This window comes from Burkholderia sp. WP42 (assembly GCF_000745665.1).
GTDB lineage: Bacteria > Pseudomonadota > Gammaproteobacteria > Burkholderiales > Burkholderiaceae > Burkholderia > Burkholderia vietnamiensis.
Window position 1 is genome coordinate 275,264 of record NZ_JQJT01000009.1, and the last position, 19,491, is coordinate 294,754.

General features: G+C 70.5%; 18 protein-coding genes. 5 read left to right on the forward strand and 13 right to left on the reverse strand.

The window, feature by feature from the left end:
- Positions 1-106 precede the first annotated feature (106 nt).
- The 4 genes from EX20_RS05265 to EX20_RS05280 form a co-directional block, all read right to left on the reverse strand.
- Positions 107-673, reverse strand: coding sequence for a membrane protein (locus EX20_RS05265; protein WP_011879858.1), 567 nt, complete (start codon positions 671-673; stop codon positions 107-109).
- 64 nt (positions 674-737) lie between these two features.
- Positions 738-1,037, reverse strand: coding sequence for a DUF2795 domain-containing protein (locus EX20_RS05270; protein ID WP_014725677.1), 300 nt, complete (start codon positions 1,035-1,037; stop codon positions 738-740).
- Between the two features lie 38 nt (positions 1,038-1,075).
- Complete coding sequence (locus EX20_RS05275; RefSeq protein WP_014725676.1) at positions 1,076-2,104, reverse strand: SDR family oxidoreductase; 1,029 nt, start codon at positions 2,102-2,104, stop codon at positions 1,076-1,078.
- Positions 2,105-2,129: 25 nt separating this feature from the next.
- The gene (locus EX20_RS05280) at positions 2,130-2,531 is read right to left on the reverse strand and encodes a BON domain-containing protein (RefSeq protein ID WP_034192855.1); all 402 of its coding nucleotides are present in this window, start codon (positions 2,529-2,531) and stop codon (positions 2,130-2,132) included.
- Positions 2,532-2,773: 242 nt separating this feature from the next.
- On the opposite strand from EX20_RS05280, the gene EX20_RS05285 reads away from it, so the two are divergent.
- Complete coding sequence (locus EX20_RS05285; RefSeq protein WP_034192856.1) at positions 2,774-4,087, forward strand: glycosyltransferase family 4 protein; 1,314 nt, start codon at positions 2,774-2,776, stop codon at positions 4,085-4,087.
- The gene (locus tag EX20_RS05290; protein WP_011879853.1) at positions 4,087-5,133 is read left to right on the forward strand and encodes a UDP-glucuronic acid decarboxylase family protein; all 1,047 of its coding nucleotides are present in this window, start codon (positions 4,087-4,089) and stop codon (positions 5,131-5,133) included. The genes EX20_RS05285 and EX20_RS05290 overlap by 1 nt, the downstream gene beginning before the upstream one ends.
- 32 nt (positions 5,134-5,165) lie before the next feature.
- On the opposite strand, the gene EX20_RS05295 is transcribed toward EX20_RS05290, so the two are convergent.
- Complete coding sequence (locus EX20_RS05295; RefSeq protein ID WP_034192857.1) at positions 5,166-7,466, reverse strand: hybrid sensor histidine kinase/response regulator; 2,301 nt, start codon at positions 7,464-7,466, stop codon at positions 5,166-5,168.
- A gap of 137 nt (positions 7,467-7,603) precedes the next feature.
- On the opposite strand from EX20_RS05295, the gene EX20_RS05300 reads away from it, so the two are divergent.
- Positions 7,604-8,311 (forward strand): PIG-L family deacetylase, encoded by a 708-nt coding sequence (locus EX20_RS05300; protein WP_034192858.1) that lies wholly within the window; start codon positions 7,604-7,606, stop codon positions 8,309-8,311.
- The gene (locus tag EX20_RS05305) at positions 8,290-9,207 is read left to right on the forward strand and encodes a glycosyltransferase family 2 protein (RefSeq protein ID WP_034192859.1); all 918 of its coding nucleotides are present in this window, start codon (positions 8,290-8,292) and stop codon (positions 9,205-9,207) included. The genes EX20_RS05300 and EX20_RS05305 overlap by 22 nt, the downstream gene beginning before the upstream one ends.
- Before the next feature lie 17 nt (positions 9,208-9,224).
- Here the strand turns inward: EX20_RS05305 and EX20_RS05310 are convergent, their stop codons facing one another.
- Positions 9,225-10,592 carry a sigma-54-dependent transcriptional regulator gene (locus EX20_RS05310; RefSeq protein ID WP_011879849.1) on the reverse strand — a complete coding sequence of 456 codons (1,368 nt, stop codon included), beginning with the start codon at positions 10,590-10,592 and terminating at the stop codon, positions 9,225-9,227.
- A 343-nt stretch (positions 10,593-10,935) separates the two neighbouring features.
- Between EX20_RS05310 and EX20_RS05315 the strand changes: the two genes are divergently transcribed.
- The gene (locus EX20_RS05315; protein ID WP_034192860.1) at positions 10,936-12,015 is read left to right on the forward strand and encodes a sigma-54 interaction domain-containing protein; all 1,080 of its coding nucleotides are present in this window, start codon (positions 10,936-10,938) and stop codon (positions 12,013-12,015) included.
- Between the two features lie 9 nt (positions 12,016-12,024).
- Here EX20_RS05315 and EX20_RS05320 read toward each other — a convergent pair whose 3' ends face one another.
- Genes EX20_RS05320 through EX20_RS05350 form a run of 7 tightly spaced genes read right to left on the reverse strand, consistent with a single transcriptional unit; the run spans position 12,025 to position 19,331 of the window.
- Entirely contained in the window at positions 12,025-12,975 is a 951-nt protein-coding gene (locus EX20_RS05320) for a glycosyltransferase (RefSeq protein WP_014725668.1), read from the reverse strand.
- Complete coding sequence (locus EX20_RS05325; protein ID WP_034192861.1) at positions 12,965-14,041, reverse strand: glycosyltransferase family 9 protein; 1,077 nt, start codon at positions 14,039-14,041, stop codon at positions 12,965-12,967. The genes EX20_RS05320 and EX20_RS05325 overlap by 11 nt, the downstream gene beginning before the upstream one ends.
- Complete coding sequence (locus EX20_RS05330; protein WP_034192862.1) at positions 14,038-15,039, reverse strand: glycosyltransferase family 2 protein; 1,002 nt, start codon at positions 15,037-15,039, stop codon at positions 14,038-14,040. The genes EX20_RS05325 and EX20_RS05330 overlap by 4 nt, the downstream gene beginning before the upstream one ends.
- On the reverse strand, positions 15,026-16,783 hold the full coding sequence (locus EX20_RS05335) for a carbamoyltransferase family protein (RefSeq protein ID WP_034192863.1): 1,758 nt from the start codon (positions 16,781-16,783) through the stop codon (positions 15,026-15,028). The genes EX20_RS05330 and EX20_RS05335 overlap by 14 nt, the downstream gene beginning before the upstream one ends.
- Positions 16,784-16,786: 3 nt before the next feature.
- Positions 16,787-17,983 carry a glycosyltransferase family 9 protein gene (locus tag EX20_RS05340; RefSeq protein WP_034192903.1) on the reverse strand — a complete coding sequence of 399 codons (1,197 nt, stop codon included), beginning with the start codon at positions 17,981-17,983 and terminating at the stop codon, positions 16,787-16,789.
- Complete coding sequence (locus EX20_RS05345; RefSeq protein ID WP_034192864.1) at positions 17,980-18,591, reverse strand: D-glycero-alpha-D-manno-heptose-1,7-bisphosphate 7-phosphatase; 612 nt, start codon at positions 18,589-18,591, stop codon at positions 17,980-17,982. The genes EX20_RS05340 and EX20_RS05345 overlap by 4 nt, the downstream gene beginning before the upstream one ends.
- On the reverse strand, positions 18,582-19,331 hold the full coding sequence (locus EX20_RS05350; protein WP_034192904.1) for an SDR family oxidoreductase: 750 nt from the start codon (positions 19,329-19,331) through the stop codon (positions 18,582-18,584). The genes EX20_RS05345 and EX20_RS05350 overlap by 10 nt, the downstream gene beginning before the upstream one ends.
- Positions 19,332-19,491: the final 160 nt, after the last annotated feature.

The window sequence follows — 19,491 nt, forward strand, 5'->3', positions numbered from 1 at the left end:
CGGCGCAAGCCGCATGCCGCAGGCCGCCGCTCGTGCCGCACGGCCGCTCGCGGCCGTGCGCGCGCGGTGCGTCCCTGCATTGCAAGCGCGTGCAGAAACGGCATGGTCAGTGCGCGGCGTCCTGCGTCGTGCCGTCGGGCCGGCGCACCGGGTCGAAGTCGCGCCACTCGCCGTCCTGCCATTCGCCTTCGACGCGCTCGATCGCCTGCGCGCCGGTCGCGCGCAGCACGTCTTCGGCCGCCGCCGCGGTGGCGGCCGTCACGCGCGCGGCGAGGATCACGCCGCTCTCGGTCTGCTCGAGCGTGCCCTTGCCCTCGGCCTGCTCGCCGCGCATCCGTCCGAGCGCGCCGCCGAAGGCGCCGAGATACGCGCCGGCCAACGCGCCGGCGACCGGCACGAACCAGTAGCGCAGGCCGATCGCGTAAGCGATCAGGCCGACGATCACGCCGATCAGCATGCCGCGCAGTGCGCCGACCATCGCGCCGCGGCCGCCGGGCTTCGCGGCCGTATCGGCATACACGTCGCCGCCGATCGGATAGCGCGCGTGCTGTCCGCCCGGGTTCAGAAAGAAGATGGACACGTCGTCCGGTCCGAACGCGCGCTCGTAGAGGTGGCGCGCCCCACCTTCCGCTTCATCGAACGTCGTGAAGCGGCCTGCGACGATCATCGCCATGCTCGTGCTCCTCGTGACGGTAACGCGCCGTGCGCGCGCCGGCGCGCACGGCCGACGGCGGCGCTCACATCAGCCGCCCGAGTTCCTTCGACACCGATGCCGGCGTGGTGTACTCGCGATCGGGGATCTGCCGCAGCATCTCCAGCACCTGCTGGTCCGCATGCGAGCGCTCCGCGCACTGGACGACGTCGGCCTTGCTCGCCGGGTAATCCATGCCCTTCAGCGCCTTCTGCACGTCGACCGGGCTCGGCGCCTTGCCGTGGCCGGTCTGATGGCCGCCCTTGTCGTGGTCCTGCTGCGTGCGCTCGCCTTCGTGCGCGCGCGAGTGGCTGTATTCGTGGCCGGTGTGTTGTCGGGATGACATGGAAACCTCCTTCGAAAGAAAAACGCACTCCAGATCGATTACGCGGTCGTGCGCCGCGCCCGCGCGAGCGCCGCGACCATCAGCGCGGCCGCGCCCAACGCGACGGCGCCCGCGACCTTCGGACGCTGCACCACTGCGTTGTACGCGCAGCCGCGCAGCACCGGACCTTCCATTCCTTCGCGCTCGTGCAGCGCGTGGCGCGACTCGTACAGCGCGTTGTCGTCGCGCGGGCGTGCCGGGCGCACGGTGCGCTGGCCGCGCGAGAACAACGTGGCCGCGAGGCGATCGAACAGGCGCGGCGCGTGATACGCGCCCGCCGAGGCCAGCTTCGCCGCGCCGCCGACGAACAGCGTGCGGCGCGGATGCGCGGCCGCGAACAGGATCGCGTCGGCCACCAGCTCGGGGTCGTAGATCGGCGGCGGCAGCTTCGCCTCGACGTTCATGTAGTTTTTCGCGTGCATCACGAACATCGTGTCCATCGCGGCCGGCTTGATCAGCGTGACGGACACCGGCAAGCGGTCCGACTCGAGCTCGAGCCGCAGCGAATCGGTGAAGCCCTTCACCGCGTGCTTCGACGCGACATACGCGCTTTGCAGCGGCAGCGGCGCGTCGGACGCCTCGCTGCCGAGGTTGATGATCGCGCCGCCATGAAAATCGCCCTTGCGCCGGAAATGGTCCGACGCGACGAGCGAGCCGTGCACGACGCCCCAGTAGTTCGTGTCGAACAGCCGCCGCTGATCCTCGAGCGGCACCGCGGCCGCGGTGCCGAAGATCGAGACGCCGGCGTTGTTGATCCACGTGTCGAAGCCGCCGTAGGTGTCGACGGCCTGCGCGGCGGCGCGCTGCAGATCCTCGAGATTCGCGACGTCGCCCGCGACCGGCACAGCAAGGCCGCCGTGCTGGCGGATCTCGTCGCACAGCGTATCGAGCGCGTCGCCGTTGCGCGCGAACAGCACGAGCTTCGCGCCGCGGCGTGCCGCCTTGCGCGCGGTGACGAGGCCGATGCCGCTCGTCGCGCCCGTGATCACGATCGTCTGCTCGCCGACGGGTTTGAGCGTGCACTTCATAACACCTCCTGTTACGTCGCGCCGATCACTTCGGGCGGATGGTCAACTGGTTGCGCACGTCGCGCACGCCGTCGATCTTCCTGACGACGTCGGCCGCCTGCCCGCGCTGCTGCTCGTCCGGCACGCTGCCGGTCAGCATCACGACGCCGCGGCGCGTCTTCACGTGGATGTCGCCGGCCGACAGGCCGCTCGTGCCGACCAGTTCGGCCTTCGCCTTGGTCGTGATGGTCGCGTCGTGAATCTTCGTCCCGGTGCTCGAATGGGACGACGATGCGGACGACGAAGCGGCGTCGTCGCCGGCGGCGAACGCGCTCGGCGCGACGACGGTGCAGGCGGCGGCAGCGGCGACGGCGATCGCCATGCCGATACGCGTGCCCGCACGACGGCGCGCTCGCGGCGCGCTGGCTTGCAGCAGAAATACCTTCATCGTGACCTCCTTTCGTGAGCGCCGGCCGTGCCGGCTGGTATGCCGATGTCGCAAGTCGCGTGCCGCGCGCACGGCGCGGCTCGCGCGTGCGGCGCGCCGATCAGACGCCCTTTCATCCAAGCCGTTGTAATTTTTTCGGCGCCGATGCGGGCCGCTTCCCCTGCAAAGCGGCGGGCATGCCGATTGCCGGACAGCGATGCAACGGGGCCCACCGGCGCGGCCCCGACCTCGGGAGCATCACCATGCAAAGAATCGCGTTGATCAGTGAACATGCGTCGCCGCTGGGCGTCATCGGCGGCGTCGATGCGGGCGGCCAGAACATCTACGTCGCCAACGTCGCGAAGCAGCTGGCCGAACGCGGCCTCGACGTCGACGTCTACACGCGTTGCGACAATGCGCACCTGCCGGAGGTCGTGCAGATCGGCCCGCGCATGCGCGTGATCCACGTGCCGGCCGGTCCGCCGACCGATGTGCCGAAGGAGCGGCTGCTGCCGTACATGGGGGCGTTCGCCGATTACATGATCGCGCGCATGCGGCGCGAGCCCGACCCCGTCGACGTGATGCACGCGAACTTCTTCATGTCGGGCGAAGCCGGCCTGCGCGTGAAGAAGCGCCTCGGCATTCCGCTCGTCACGACCTTCCACGCGCTCGGCCGCGTGCGCCGGCTGCATCAGGGCGCGGCCGACGGCTTTCCCGACGCGCGCTTCAAGATCGAGGACACGCTCGCGCGCCGCTCCGACCGCCTGATCGCCGAATGCCCGCAGGATGCGCTCGACCTGACCACGCACTACCGCGCGGACGCGGCGCGCATCGAGATCGTGCCGTGCGGGTTCGATGCGCAGGAGTTTCGACCGGTGCCGCGCGCCGACGCGCGTGCGCAGCTCGGCTGGCAGCAGGATGCGTTCGTCGTGTTGCAGCTCGGGCGTCTGGTGCCGCGCAAGGGCATCGACAACGTGATCGACGCGCTCGCGCGGATGCCGCGCGATCCGCAGCGGCCGACCCATCTCTACATCGTCGGCGGCAGCCAGGCCACGCCCGACCCGGCGCGCGACCCGGAACTCGCGCGACTCATGGCGCTCGCGCACGACAACGGTATCGCCGATCGCGTGACCTTCGTCGGCCGGCGCGACCGCGAGGCGCTGCACCTGTACTACAGCGCGGCCGACGTGTTCGTGACGACGCCGTGGTACGAGCCGTTCGGCATTACGCCGGTCGAGGCGATGGCATGCGCGGCGGCGGTGATCGGCAGCGACGTCGGCGGCATCCGCACGACGGTGGACGACGGCGTCACCGGCTATCTGGTGCCGCCGCGCGACCCGGCCGCGCTCGCCGCCCGCCTCCTGCAGTTGCGCGCGCAACCGGATCTGTGCGCGGCGCTGGGCCGCGCCGGCTACCTGCGCGCGCATCGCTTCTACACGTGGCGCGGCGTGGCCGACCGCCTCGTCGACGTCTACCGCGACGTCGCGTATCCGCAGCGCGCCGGCACCGCCGCGACCCGCCGCACGCCGGTTTCCACCACGCCGGGCGTACTCGCGCACCGCAAGGAGAATGCATGATGAAGGGCTACGATCGCAAACGCGTACTCGTTACCGGCGGCGCGGGCTTTCTCGGTTCGCATCTGTGCGAGCGCCTCGTGACGGCCGGGCACGACGTGCTGTGCGTCGACAATTTCTACACGGGCGCGAAGGACAACATCGCGCACCTGCTCGATGCGCCGAATTTCGAGCTGATGCGTCACGACGTGACGTTTCCGCTGTACGTGGAAGTCGACGAGATCTACAACCTCGCGTGCCCGGCGTCGCCGGTGCACTATCAGCGCGACCCGGTGCAGACCACCAAGACCAGCGTGCATGGCGCGATCAATCTGCTCGGCCTCGCGAAGCGCGTGAAGGCGCGCATCCTGCAGGCGTCGACGAGCGAGGTGTACGGCGACCCCGACGTGCATCCGCAGGACGAGCGCTACTGCGGGCGCGTGAACCCGATCGGCGTGCGCGCGTGCTACGACGAAGGCAAGCGCTGCGCGGAAACGCTGTTCATGGACTATCACCGGCAGTACGGCGTCGACGTGCGGATCGCGCGGATCTTCAACACGTACGGGCCGCGCATGCATCCGGCCGACGGCCGCGTCGTGTCGAACTTCATCACCCAGGCGCTGGCCGGCAAGCCGTTGACCGTGTACGGCGACGGCACGCAGACGCGCTCGTTCTGCTACGTCGACGATCTGATCGACGCGCTGGTGCGGCTGATGGACGAGCCGGGCGATGCGTGCGAACCGGTGAACCTCGGCAGCGACGACGAGATCGCGATGCTCGACATCGCGCGCGAAGTAGTGCGCGTCGTCGGCACGGACGTGGACATCGAGTTCTGCCCGCTGCCGTCCGACGATCCGCGCCAGCGCCGCCCCGATCTCGAAGCGGCGCGGCGGCGCCTCGGCTGGCGCGCGACGACGCCGCTCGCCACCGGGCTCGCGCACACGGCGCGCTACTTCATCCACCGGCAGGCCGCGCACCACGCGCCGGGCGAGCTGGTGCGCAGCACGCAGATCGCGTCGCACCTGCTCGCGCAGATCAGTACGCAGAACCGGCCGGCCACCCCGGCGTGAGGAGTGCGGAGCGAAGCGGCGGCGGCCGCGCGTCAGCCGTCTTGCTGCGTGACGCGTGCGATTGCGTGCGCGAGGTCGCGCGCGTCGACGGGCTTGCACAGATAGCCGTCGAAGCCTGCGTCGAGCGCGCGGCGCTCGTCGCCGAGGCCCGCATGCGCGGTCACCGCGAGCACGCGCGGACGGGCCGCATCGACGCCGCCCGCGCCACGCCGGCGCAGCGCGTCGATCAGCCAGAAGCCGTCGCCGTCCGGCATCGCGAGGTCGGACAGCACGACGGTCGGCTGCAGCGTCGCGACGGCGTCCAGCGCGGTGCGGCCCGACACGGCGATCGCGACGACGGCGCCGAGCGTCGTCAGCGCGGCGGCGAGGCTGTCGCGCGTGGTCGCGTCGTCGTCGACGATCAGGATGCGCTGCGTGTCGAGCGCCGGCGCATCGCGCAGGACCTGCGTCACGCCCCACGCCATCGCGCCGATCGGCTGCCAGCCGGCCGGCAGCGTGACGGTGAAGGTCGCGCCGCGGTTGCGGCCCGCGCTGTCGACGCGGACCTCGCCGCCGTGCAGTTCGGCGATATGACGCACGATCGACAGGCCGAGCCCGAGGCCGCGCCGCGGCGACGCGGGCGAACCGTCCGCGCGCCGGAACATGTCGAACACGTACGGGATGAACTCGCTCGCGATGCCCTGCCCGGTGTCGCCGACCGCGAGCACGGCGTGCGCGGCGTCATGCGTGAGCGTGACGGTCACGGCGCCGCCGGCGGGCGTGAACTTCAGCGCGTTCGACACGAGGTTCGACAGCATCTGGCGCAGCCGCTCCGCGTCGCCCGACACCACGCACGCGCTCGCCGTGCAATCGAACTCGAGTGCGATGCCGGCCGCCGACGCGGCGGTCTGGAACGCGCTCGTCGCGTCGGCGAACAGCCGCACGACGTCGACCGGCATCGCGTCGAGCCGCAGCTTGCCGGTCGCGAGCGACGACGCGTCGAGGATGTCGCCCACCATGCGCGTGAGCGAATGCGCGCTGCGATCGATCGCGTCGATCGCCTGCTGCTGCAGCGCGTCGTCGCCGGCGCTGCGCAGCACCTCGACCCAGCCGTAGATCACGTTCAGCGGCGTGCGCAGCTCGTGCGACACGGTGGCGAGCAGTTCGTCCTTCAGGCGGTTCGACGTATCGGCCCGCTCGCGCGCGGTGCGCGCGCCCTGCAGCGAGCGCTGCGTCCGCAGATCGCGGCGGCGCTGCACGCGCGTCTCGCGCAGCGTCAGCGACAGCGCGACGCAGTTGCGCGCATCGCCGCGCACGGGGCATGCGGACACCGACGCGCGAAAGCGCCGGCCGTCGCGGCGCACGCACAGCACTTCGAGCGGGCCGATCGGCTCGCGCAGCGTCTCGAACGATACGGTGAGCGGGTAGCGCCTCAGCCAGCGCTGCGCGACCAGCGTGTCGAGCGCGCGTCCGTGCGCGTGGGCTTCGTCGTAGCCGAAGATCCGCTGGGCGGCCCCGTTCCAGCTGACGATGCGGCCCTGCACGTCGATCCCGACGATCGCGTCAGGCGACGCATCGACCACCGCCAGTTGCAGCCGCGACGTTTCGGCGGCTGCACGCTGCGCGAGCGCATCGCGCAGCACCAGCACGGCGCCGTCGACGTTGCCGTGCGCATCGGCGAGCGGACGCGCGATCTCGGCGATCGGCACCGGCGCGCTGCCGCTTCGACGCTGCAGCCAGTGTTGATCGGATTGCGCGGAGACGCCTGCCAGCGCGCGGTCGAGCGCGGTGGTCGGCACGAGCCGCTCGTCGCGATCGAACAAGCGCACGACGTCGCGCACGGGTTCTTGCAGCGCGGCGCCCGAGGAGCGGCCGGTCAGCTCGGCCGCCGCCGCATTGAGGTAGGTCACGCGGCCTTGCGTGTCGGCCGCGATCACGCCGTGCGGGAGCGCGTCGAGGATCGCCTCGAGCCGCTCGCGCGCCGCGGCTTCGCGGCGGCGTGCGCGATCGTTGGTGAGCCGCGTATCGCGCAGCATCGCCGCGACCGCGCACACCAGCACGCCGATCAGCATGAAGGCGCCGAGCCGCACCAGCCGCTCCGGCTGCGTCCCGGTATACGCGCCGGCATCGGACAGGAACAGCGTCCACACCAGCAGCCCGCTCGCCGCGGTCGATACGATCCCGAACACGAACGAGGTCGCCCACGCGGCGCCGGCCAGCATCGGGTAGTACAGCACCAGCGGCAGGTTCACGCCGCCGAAGCGGATCGCGAGCGCCTGCAACACCGTTGCGACCGCAACCAGCATCACGGCCGTCGCGTAATTTCCGGCCTGCGTCCTTGCAATATCGATCATCGGGGTCGCTCCTGCCGCGCGGCCGGCCGCCACGGCGCGCGGGAATACGGACGGGCACGCGGGATGCTGGCGCATGCTCGCCGGCGGGCGTCGCCCGCCCGGCCGTTCATGTCCATCATCACGGAGGTTCCGAGTACATGACCGCTCCGACACGTTGGCTCGTCATCTCGCCGCATCTGGACGACGCCGTCTTCAGTTGCGGGCAGGCGATCGCGCAGGCACCCGGCTCGGTCGTCGTGACCGTGTTCGCCGGCATCCCCGCACGCGATACGGCCGCGCCGCCGTGGGATCGGCGCGCGGGGTTTCGCAGCGCCGACGAAGCGGTGCGCGCGCGGCGCGACGAGGATCGCCGCGCGCTCGCGCTGCTCGACGCGCGGCCGGTGTGGCTGGAGTTCTTCGACGATCAGTACGGCGCGCCGGCCGCGACCGCCGAGATCGCCGCACGGCTGGCCGACACGCTCGACGCCCATCCGGGCTACGGCGTGCTCGCGCCGGCCGGCTTGTTCCATCGCGATCATCTGCAGGTGCAGCAGGCCGCGCTGTCGGTGCTGCACGACCTGCATGCGGCGGGCGACACGTCGCGTGCATGGCGCTTCTACGAGGACGCGCCGTATCGGCGCATCGACGGGCTGATGTCGAAGCGCGTGTCCGAATGGCGCGAGCGCGGCTGGTTTGCGCGGCCGGTCGCCGCGCCGGCCGGCGACCGCAGTGACGGCGCGGCAGCGAAGGCCGCTGCGGTCGACGCATACCAGAGCCAGATTGCGCTGTTCGAGCCTCATATGCGCGCCGACCTCCGTGAACCGGAAACATACTGGCAACTCGAATGCGACAGCACGTCCGGATAACGCCCGCACGCGCAGCGCTCGCGCCGCGCGAGCCGCGCGTGACCGCGGTGGTGCTCACCTACCGGCGCGCGGACGAACTCGCGCGCACGCTGGCGCGCCTCACCGCGCTGCCCGACCGTCCGGCGATCGTCGTGGTCGACAACGGTTCGGACGACGCGACCGCCGCACTCGTGCGCGAGCGCTTCGCACACGTGACGCTCGTGCATGCGCCCGGCAACGTGGGCGCGTCCGGGCGCAATCTCGGCGTGGCCGTCGCGCGCACGCGCCATGTCGCGTTCTGCGACGACGATACGTGGTGGGCGCCCGGCTCGATCGCCGAGGCAGCAAACCTGCTCGACGCGTATCCGCACGTCGCGGCCGTCACCGCGCGCGTGCTGGTGGGCGCGGAAGAACGCGAGGACCCGACCTGCGCGCTGATGGCCGATAGCCCGCTCGACGCGAGCGTCGCGCTGCCTGGGCGGCCGATCCTCGGGCTGCTGGCCGGCGCGACGGCATTCCGGCGCGATGCGTATCTGCGCGCGGGCGGCTATCACCCACGCTACTTTCTCGGCGGCGAGGAAGCACTGCTCGCGCTCGACCTGTATCGCGCGGGCGCATGGCTCGTCTATGCGCCGCAGTTGACGGTTCATCATTACCCTTCGACGCAGCGCGACGCGCGCGCGCGGCGCAGCGTATCGACCCGCAACGACGTGTGGACTGCATGGCTCAGATGGCCGGCGGGCGCCGCGTTCGCGCACACCGTGCGCATGCTGCCGCGGCTGCGCCGCGAGCGCGGGATCCTGCCCGCGCTTGCCGGCCTGCCGTGGATCCTGCGCGAACGGCACGCGATCCCGCCGCACGTCGAACGCATGCGGCGGCGCCTCGACGACGACGCGCGGCAGCGCGCACGCGCATGAGTGCGCCGGCGGTTGCATCAGGAGTCCGGCTTCTCCACCTCGCCTTCGAGTTGCGCGAGCCGGTTGTAGATCGTCTTCAGGCTGACGTCGAGCACTTCGGCCGCCTGCGCCTTCACGCCGCCGCACTGCGCGATGGTGCCGAGGATCAGCTTGCGGTCGACCTCCTCGAGCGGCGTGCCGAACGGCACGGTCACGCGGTCGTCCTGCGAGTCGACCATGTTCGACAGCTCTTCCATGATCGGCGGCGGCAGGGTTTCGATCACGTCCGCATCGCTGAAGATGCTCGCGCGCTGCACGAAGTTGCGCAGCTCGCGCACGTTGCCAGGCCATGCGTAAGACTTCAACGCCTCGCGTGCGGCCGGCGCGAAGCGCAGGTTGCGCCCGCTTTCCTCGTTGTAGCGCTGTAGGAACGCATCGGCGAGCATCGGAATGTCGTCGCCGCGCTCGCGCAGCGACGGCAGCGGAATCGGAAACACGTTGATCCGGTGATAGAGGTCGGGCCGCAGCTTGCCGTCGGCCATCGCGGCTTCCGGGTCGCGGTTGGTGGCCGCGACGATGCGCACGTCGACGTCGATCTCGCGCGTCGAGCCGAGCCGCGTGACGCGGCCCGTCTCCAGCACGCGCAACAGCTTGACCTGCGATTCGAGCGGCATCTCGGTGATTTCGTCGAGGAACAGCGTACCGCCGTCGGCGCGCTCGAAGAAGCCCTTGTGCTGCCGCTCCGCGCCGGTGAAGCTGCCGCGGTCGTGGCCGAACATTTCGCTTTCGACGAGATTCGCGGCGATCGCGCCGCAGTTCACCGCGAGGAACGGGCCGCGCCGGCGCAGGCTCAGATCGTGGACCGTCTGCGCGGCCAGCTCCTTGCCGGTGCCCGACTCGCCGGTGAGCAGCACCGACGCTTCGGTGCGCGCGACGCGGCCGATCGCATCGTAGACGGCCTGCATCGCCGGCGAGCTGCCGAGCATGCGGCCGAAGCGGCCGAGGCGCTGCAACTCCGAGCGCAGTTCAGCGATCTCCTCGTGCAGCGCAGTGGTGCGCGGCACGCGCGCGAAGATACTGTTCAGCCGCTGCATGTTGAGCGGCTTCACGAGGTAGTCGGTGGCGCCGCGACGCAACGCGTCGATCGCGGTTTCGAGGCTCGCGTGACCGGTGGTCAGCACGATTTCGCAATGCCCGCGCTTCGGCAATGCATCGAACAGATCCATCCCGTTGCCGTCGGGCAGCACGAGATCGCACAGCACGAGATCGGGGGTATGCGTCGAGACGAGCGTGCGCGCTTCTTCCAGCGTCGCGGCCGTGTCGCAGGTGAGCTGCTGCGCCTGCGCGAGCGCCGCGAGCATCGCGCGCGTATCGGCATCGTCTTCGACGATCAGCACATAAGGCATCGAAGCTCCTGGTGGGGCGGCCGGTATGAAGTTCGACCGGAACCGCAGCGAGCGTGCGCTGGGAGTACGACGCCGGGCACTCGGCGATACGACCCGCATTGCACGCGAATAAATGGGAGTTTGTCCGCCATGACAAACGAGTGCTTAGCAGTATAGAAGAAGCGTGTCGCGCATTCGGCGATCATCGAATAAATCTATCTATTCGCGAAACTCGCATTGCAATATTCAATCTATTGGGAGGGCCATAACCGGTATCCTTGATACATAAAAGCGACGTATACCGTGTCACTTTTTCTGCATGCCTCGACGGTTTCGGTCAAAACTTCCCAAAGCGATAACACTTATGTCGAAATCCGACGATGACGGCACGCGACTGTTCGGCCGCTCGCGAACAATCCAGGATTTGCTGCATAAAATCTCGCGCGTCGCGGCCACGCGCGTCAGCGTGCTCGTAGTAGGCGAAAGCGGCGCCGGCAAGGACATCGTGGCGCGGCTCATTCACGACATGAGCCCGCGTCGGCGCGGGCCGTTCGTGCCGATCAATTGCGGCGCGATTCCGAAAGATCTCGCGGAGTCGCATTTATTCGGTCACGAAAAAGGCAGTTTCACCGGCGCGGTCGCGCAACATGTCGGCATGTTCGAAGCCGCGCGCGGCGGCACGCTGTTTCTCGATGAAATCGCGGAAATGCCGGCGGAATTGCAAGTCAAATTGCTGCGCACGCTCGAAACCAACACGATCATGCGCGTGGGCGGTCACGAACCGATTCCGCTCGACGTGCGGATCGTCGCGGCCACGCATCACGATCCGGTCGATGCCGTGCGCAGCGGCCGCCTGCGCGAAGACCTGTTCTACCGGATCGCGACGATCGCGCTGCACGTGCCCGCGCTGCGTCAGCGCGAGGACGACGTCGGCGACATCGCGGTGCAGATCATCGACCGGCTGAATGCGCGGCACCGCACGCGCAAGCGCCTGTCGATGCAGGCGATGAAGGCGCTGCGCGCCTATACGTGGCCCGGCAACGTGCGCGAGCTGCGCAACGCGCTGGAGCGCGCGTTCATCCTCGCCGACGAACAGATCGAACTGCAGCTGCCGCGTCGCCAGCCGCCGCGCGAGGAAGTGCGTCACAACGCGATGACGCTGCACATCGGCGCGACGCTCGCGCATACGCAGCAGCGCTTCATCGTCGCGTCGCTGCGGCATTTCAACGGCGACAAGCCGCGTACCGCGAAGGCGCTCGGCATCAGCCTGAAGACGCTGTACAACCGCCTCGCGCTGTTGCCCGAGCACGAGCGCAATGCGGTGAGCGGCGGCGCGCCCGGCGCCGCGACGAGTGGCGCCGCCACGGCGGGCGGCGCGGCCGGTGCGTCAACCGGGTCGGCCGCATCGGCCGCTACGGCGCCGCCGACCGCGGCAAGCCAGTAACCGCGGCCGCTACGCCGCGACGTCGCGCAACGCGCTGTCCCAGTCGCGCGCGAACCGCTCGATCCCGAAGCGCTCGCGCGCGTCGCGCCTCGCGGCCGCGCCCCACTCGCGCGCGAGGTCCGCGTCGCGGATCAGCATGCGCATCGCATCGATCAGCGCGGCCGGACGCGTGTCGGCCACGCCGTTGCTGCCGGTCTTCACGAGCTGCGCCATCTCGGTCGTTGCCAGTGCAACGATCGGCAGCCCGATCATCATTGCCTCGATCACCGCGAGCCCGAGGCTCGTGTAACGGATCGGATTGAAGAAGAACCGGTAGTGCGACAGGAACTGCGGCAGCGCCGGGTTCGGCACCTCGCCGATCCCGCCCAGCTCGGCCGAGCCCATGCCGACCAGATCGAGCGGCACGTTGCGACGCACTTCCTCGAACAGGTCCGCGCCGAGCCGCCGGCCGCGCCGCGCGAGGTTGTTCACGACCGTCACGCCCTTGGGCAGCGTGCCGTGATACGCGACGTCGTCGGGCACCAGCACGCCGTGCTCGATCACGCGCGTCGGCGTGACGCCGTTGTCCCACATCAGCGCGTTGAACGGCGTCACGTGTACCAGCAGGACGTTCGGGTCCTGCACCGGATGCAGCGTGTCGGTCGGATGCTCGCGCGGCGGGTCGTGTTCGACGAACAGCGTCGGCAGCGCGCGCTGCGCGTCGCTCAACAGCGTGAGCCGATCCTGCGCGTAGTGGCTGTGATGCTGATACAGCACGCAGTCGAACTCGGTGTCGCGCACGCATTCGGCCGGCACTTCGAACACGTTGTCGCCCCACGGCAGGTGTCCGACGCGCCCGGCATAGCCGGGCGGATGCTGCGGCCGCGTCACGAGATAGAAATCGTGCGGCGCCTGCGACAGGTAATACAGATAGTTTCCGTGCACGTGCCAGGTAAGCACGCGCAACCGTTTACGTGACATGACGTCTCTCCTGGGCGAGCAGCGTGCCCGCCTGGTGAATCACGTCGTCGACGCCGATCGCGATCGCGCATTCGTGCCCGTACGGGCACGTGTCGAACATGCACGGCCGGCAGGCCGGGTAGCTCGCGAGCACGCGATGACGTTCGGCGTCGAGCGGCGCCCAGCGGGCCGTGTCGCTGCCGCATGCGACGACGACGCTCGGTGTGCCGAGCGCCGCCGCGACGTGCGACACGCCCGTGTCGTTACACAACAGCAGCCGCGCGCGCGCGATCAGCGCGGCCATCGCGCCGAGCGGCGTGCGGCCGCACAGGTTCACGCACGGCCGCGCGAGCTGCTCCGCAAACGCGTTGGCCAGCGCGAGCTCCGCGCGCGTGCCGGTCAGCACGATTTGCCAGCCGTCGTCGGCAAGCTGCCGCGCGGTGCGCGCGAAGCGTTCGACCGGCCAGCGCCGCGACGCCATGCGCGCGCCCGGATGGACGACCACGTAGCGGCCCGGCTCGAGCGCATGCTCGTCGCGCAGCACGTGCCACAGCGCATAGTCGAGGCCACCGAGCGGAAATTCCAGGTAATCGCCCCAGTCGCGATAGCCGAGCTTGCGCATCAGCGACAGGTAGCGCGTGACTTCGGGTTCGTCGTCGCGCCACACGATGGAGCAATCGAGCGCGGTCGTGCCGCCGTCGGCCGGGACGAAGCCGGCGGTGCGCGCCGCGCCGAGCGACGCGACGATCGCGTTGGTGTGCGCGCCGCTGCCGTGCAGTTGGATCGCGAGATCGAAATCGCGCGCGCGGCATTCGGCGACGAAGGCCTCGCGTGCGGCCGCATCGGCGGCCGGCTGTTCGGCGAGCCCCGGCGCACCGGGGAACGCGATGAAATTGTCGATGTAGTCGGGGAAGCGCGACGCGAACTCGCGCGCCCACGGCAGCCCGATCAGCGTGATGCGCGCCTCCGGCTCGCCGCGCCGCAGCGCGCGCAGCGCCGGCACCGCGCACAGCATGTCGCCGAGCTGCAGCGCGCGAAACACCGCGATGCGCGTCGGACTGGACGATGAAGCCGAATCGTGCGTCATAGGAAGAACACCCGGAAATGAAGCGCGCCGCGCAGCCGCCAGTACAGCGACACGGGCGGAATCGCGATCGACGTGACGATCATCTCGGCCACGTGCGACGGCGTGAGCTGCGTGCCGCGCAGCCGCTTGATGCAAAACGCGGCCGTGATCGCGGCCCACACGAGCGCGCAGGCAATGCCGGCCGCGCGCCAGCCGAGGGCGAAGCAGCCGAGCGCGCCCAGCGCGAACAGCACGGCCGCGTAGTAATTCCACGGCGGCGTCGGCCGGATGTGCCGCCGGTAAGTCACGCGATGCTTCTTGTACAGCAGCGCGTCGAAATATACCTTCGACTGCTGGCCGATGCTGGTGCCCCAGCGCGCGGGGCGCACGGGGTGGACGATGCGCGCGGCCTCCGCCTCGACGATCGGCCCCGCGTGCTCGCGCAACGCGAACATCAGGTCGGCGTCCTCGCGCCACGCGCGCGTGAAGCGTTCGTCGAAACCGCCGACGCGCTCGAGCGCCGCGCGCCGCACGAAGCAGTTGGCGGTCGCGAATTCCGCATGCGCGAGGCCGGCCGCATCGCGCTCGTAATCGGTCGGCCGCGGGCGCAGCGGCACGTCGATGCGCCCCGCCGCCGCCGACGCCGACGGCTCGGCCAGCAGCGCGGCCGAACCATGACGCAGCCACGCTGGGTCGGGAATCGTGTCGTCGTCGGTGAACGCGATCAGCCCGCCGCGCGCGCTGCGCCAGCCGACGTTGCGCGCGCCGGCCGGCCCCTGCGTATCCGGCGCGCTCATGTAGCGGATCACGGGCACGTCGCTCACGCGCGCGCGGCACGCATCGACCACCGCACGCGCGCTGCCGGCCGGATCGTCGTCGACCACGACGATCTCGTAGGCCGTCGGGTCGAACGCCTGCGCGCACAGCGCGTCGAGGCAGCGTTCGAGCAGATCGGACCGACGATAGGTCGGCACGACGACCGACACGACCGGCGCCCGTTGCGTGTCACGCATGTTCATGTCGCGGCTTCTCCAGCAGGAACGAACCGATCACGAGCGCGTCGAGCGGCGAGGTCCAGAAGCATTCGATCGCGTCGCGCGGCGAGCAGACGATCGGCTCGCCGCGCGTGTTGAACGACGTGTTGACGAGCACCGGCACGCCGGTCAGCGCGTTGAACTCCGACAGCAGCGCATGCAGCAGCGGATGCTGGCTTTCGTCGACGGTCTGCACGCGCGCCGTGCCGTCGATGTGGCGCACGGCCGGAATCGTCGCTTCGGCGCCGGGCGCGACGTCGTAGACGAACAGCATGAACGGCGCGCGCAGCGGCGTGCGGCGGCCGCCCCGGAACCACTCGTGCGCATGGCTTTCGAGCACGACCGGCGCGACCGGCCGGAAATCCTCGCGATCCTTGATCCGGTTCAGCTTGTGCTGCATGTCCGGATCGGTCGGCGATGCGAGGATCGAGCGCGCGCCGAGTGCGCGCGGGCCGAACTCCATGCGGCCCTGGAACCAACCGATTACGCGGTTCGCCGCGAGCAACGCAGCCGTCTGTCCGGCGACGTCGTCGAGCCGCCGGTAAGGCAGCTGCGCTTCGGTGAGGAACGCTTCGATCGCCTCGTCGCTGTACGACGGCCCGAGATACGCGTGGTCCATGCGCCAGTCGCCGCGCGCGCCGCGGATCCGGAAGTCGGTCCACAGCGCGGCGCCGAGCGCGGTGCCCGCATCGCCGGCGGCCGGCTGCACCCACATGTCGTCGAACGGGCCGCGATCGCGGATCTTCGCGTTCATCACGCAGTTCAGCGCGACGCCGCCGGCCATCGCGAGCTGCTTCTCGCCGGTCTGCGCGGCGAGCCATTCGACCGCCTGCAGCGTCGCTTCCTCCAGCACCAGTTGCAACGCATGCGCGATGTCGCAATGATGCGGCTCGATCGAGCCGCCGCGTTCGCGCGCCGGGCCGAACAGCGCGGCGAGGTCGCCTTCGACGATCTCGTAGCGTCCGTCGCCTGCATAGCGCACCAGCTTGCGCATCTCGTCGGCATACACGGGCTTGCCGTACGACGCGAGCGCCATCACCTTGTACTCGTCGGACGAATGCAGGAAGCCGAGGTAGTGCGTGACGCGCTCGTACAGCAGCCCGAGCGAATGCGGCAGGTTGACCTGGCCGAGGCGCCGGTACGACTTGCCGTCGAACAGGCCGTAGCTCGTGGTCGCGCGCTCGCCGCGCCCGTCCATCGTCATCACCGCGCAGCGGTCGTACGGCGCCGCGAGAAACGCGCTCGCCTCGTGCGCGAGATGGTGCTCGATGAAGTGCCAGCGGAACGGCCCGTCGTGCCTGACGCCGCGAAAGCGCCGCTGCAGATGGTGCGGCGCGCCGCCCGCGAGCTGGCGCGGCGCGTTCACGATCGACGACAGGAACAGCGGATGCCACGGCGACGCGCCGTCGGCGCGCGGCGCATGGGCGGACGGCTGCAGCGGCAGCGTCAGTTCGGGCTCGGCCCCGTGACGATCGAGCTCGAGCCACGGGTCGTACGAATAGGCGACGTGATCGACGTCCGCGAGCGCGATGCCGGCTTCCGCGAGACAGTAGTCGATCGCGTGAAACGGCAGCTCCCACGTCGAGAACGGCACCGGCCGCTTCGCGTGCTTCACGTGCGTGAAGCGCTCGTCTTCGGCGGCCGCGATCACGATGCCGTCGCGCACGAGGCACGCGGCGCTGTCGTGAAAGGCGGCGTTGATACCCAGCGTATAAATGGGTTCGGGCATGCGTCAGCTCCTGGTGATGGCGTGCGCGAAGGGGATCACGTTCGAGGCGTTCACCGCGACCGGCGCGGCGCCGTGTGCGGCGGCGCGCGCGGCCGCACGCAGCGCATGACGCTCGCCGCCGCGCAGCAGCGCGTGCGTCACCGCGACGACGTCGTCGACGCTCACGCCGAGCAGGCACGGATGCCCCGGTTGATCGCACACGCTGCGATAACAGTTGCGGCACGGCACATCGACGTTCAGCACGCGGTGCGGCACGCGCCACGGCGTGTGCTGCGGGTTGGTCAGCGCGTACAGGTCGACGACCGGCGTGCCGAGCGCGGCCGCGAGATGCACGGGGCCGCTGTTGTTCGACAGCAGCAGGTCGGCCGTTTCGATCAGCGCGCCGAGCTCGCCGAGCGGCAGCGCGCCGGCGAGCGGCACCGCGCGCGGCCCGGCGCGCTCGCACACGGCTTCGACCAGCGCGTGCTCGCTCGCGCTGCCGGTCACCGCGATGCCGTCGAACAGCGGCGCGAGCCGCGCGGCCGCCTCGCCGAAGCGCTCGGCCGGCCAGCGCCGCGACGCGGCGCTCGCACCCGGATGCACGACCAGCCAGCGCGCGCGCGCCGGGTCGCGCGGCCCGCCGAGCCGTTGCAGCGCCGCGCGCAACCGCGCGTGCAGCGCGCGGCGCGCGGCGTCGCCCGGCTCGAACGCCATGCGCCAGTCGGACGTCGTCGCGCCGACCGAGCGCACCAGCGCGAGCTGGCGCGCGACCTCGTGGCGCACGTGCGATTCCGGCTCGGTCTCGGGCACGCGGTCGGTCAGCAGCTCGTACGGATTCTCGCGGCAATGCGCGAGCCGCAGCGGAATGCCCGCGAGCCAGCACATCATCGCGGCCGGCAGCGGGCTCTGGCTGTAGACGGTGAAGATCACGGCCGCATCGAAGCGCCCGGCCAGCAGGCGGTCGACCATGTCGAGGTCGGCCACCGGATCGCCGCGCGCTTCCGGATGCTTGACCCACGGCGCGTCGTACGTCCACACGTCGTCGACCATCGGCAGATGGCCGGCGAGCGCCGCGCCGCTGCGCGACGTCAGCAGCGTGAGCTGGCGGCCGCGGCCGCCGTCCTTCAGCGCGCGCAGCGCGGGCGTCGTCATCAGCACGTCGCCGAGGCTGTCGAGGCGCACGCACAGGATCCGGCGCGCACGATCCCAGGCGGTGCTCATCGCCGCACCCACGTGCCGTGACGCCGTGCGACCTCGCGCACGACGATGTCGGCCGCGAGATCGAGCCGGTCGACCACATGGTGCGGCGTGCGCGCGGCGTCGAGCCGCCATTCGGTCTCGTTGCCGCAATCGACCAGGATCGTGCCGCAGCGCGCGGTGCGACCGGCCTCGACGTCGTCGAGGATGTCGCCGATCATCCAGCTCGATTCGGCGAGTGCGCCGAGCGTCGCGAGCGCGCGCCGGACCATCCCGGGGCGCGGCTTGCGGCAGATGCAGTCGCAGGTGTAGCGCGGCACGCTGCCCGCCGGGTGATGCGGGCAGTAAAAAAAATCCGCCAGCGCCGCGCCGTTCTCTTCGAACAGTTCGGCGAGACGCTGACGGACCGCGCCAAGCTTCGATTCGGGGAAGTAGCCGAGCGCGACGCCCGGCTGGTTCGAGACGACCGCGATCGGCATGCCGGTCGCGCCGAGCGTGCGCAGCGCGCGGCCAGCGCCGGGCGCGAGCCGCATGCGCGCGGGATCGACGTTGTACGGCACGTTCTCGAGCAGCGTGCCGTCCTTGTCGAGCAATACGGCGCCGGGCAGCCGGCGCTCGCGCGTCAGGGCCATGACGTCTCCTTCATCGGCAGCACCATCAGCTCGGGCACGACGGTGCCCGGCGGCTGCGTCAGCACGAAACGCACGGCCGCCGCGACGTGCTCGGGCGGCTGTAGCGTGTCCTCGTCGATGTCGGGGAAGCGGTCGAGCAGGAACGGCGTGCGCATCCCGCCGGCGACGATCGCCGAGACGCTGACGCCCGCGGGCCGCAACTCCGCATGCAGCGCATGCGACAGCCCGAGCAAGCCCCACTTGGTCGCGTGGTACGCGGACGCGTTCGGCCACGCGCGCTTCGAGGCGGTCGACGCGATGTTGACGATGTGCCCGCTGCCGCGCGCCTTCATGATCGGCACGGCCGCGTGGCACATCAGATACGGGCCGAACAGGTTGGTCATCATCACCTGCTGCCAGGCGTCGACGGTGACGTCGTCGATCGGCGCGGTCACGTCGATCGCCGCGTTGTTGACGATCACGTCGAGATCGCCGAGCGCCTCGCGCGCGTCGTGCACGACCTGCAGCACCGACGCTTCGTCGCGCACGTCGAGCGGCCGTCCGATCGCCTGTCCGCCGTGGCGCTCGAGGCGCTGGGCGACGGCTGCGGCGCGGTCGCCGTCGAGATCGGCAACGATCACGTGCGCGCCGTAGTGCGCGAGTTCCTCGCAAATGGCCTCGCCGAGGCCACGGCCACCGCCGGTGACGAGTGCGGTGCGGCCGGCGAGCGGCGGTCGGGCTGAATCGTGAGTCGCGTTCACATATACCTCCTGCAAGCGGTTCGAAGAAATCCTGAGGATCGAGGCCGTGACACTTGTCGGGACAAGTGTCGATGCAGGGGAGTAGAGCGAGAAGCGTGCCACTGCCGGGGCGCCCGCGCCGCATCGCGGTGGCGCGCGCGCCCGCTGGCTTTTTTATAAC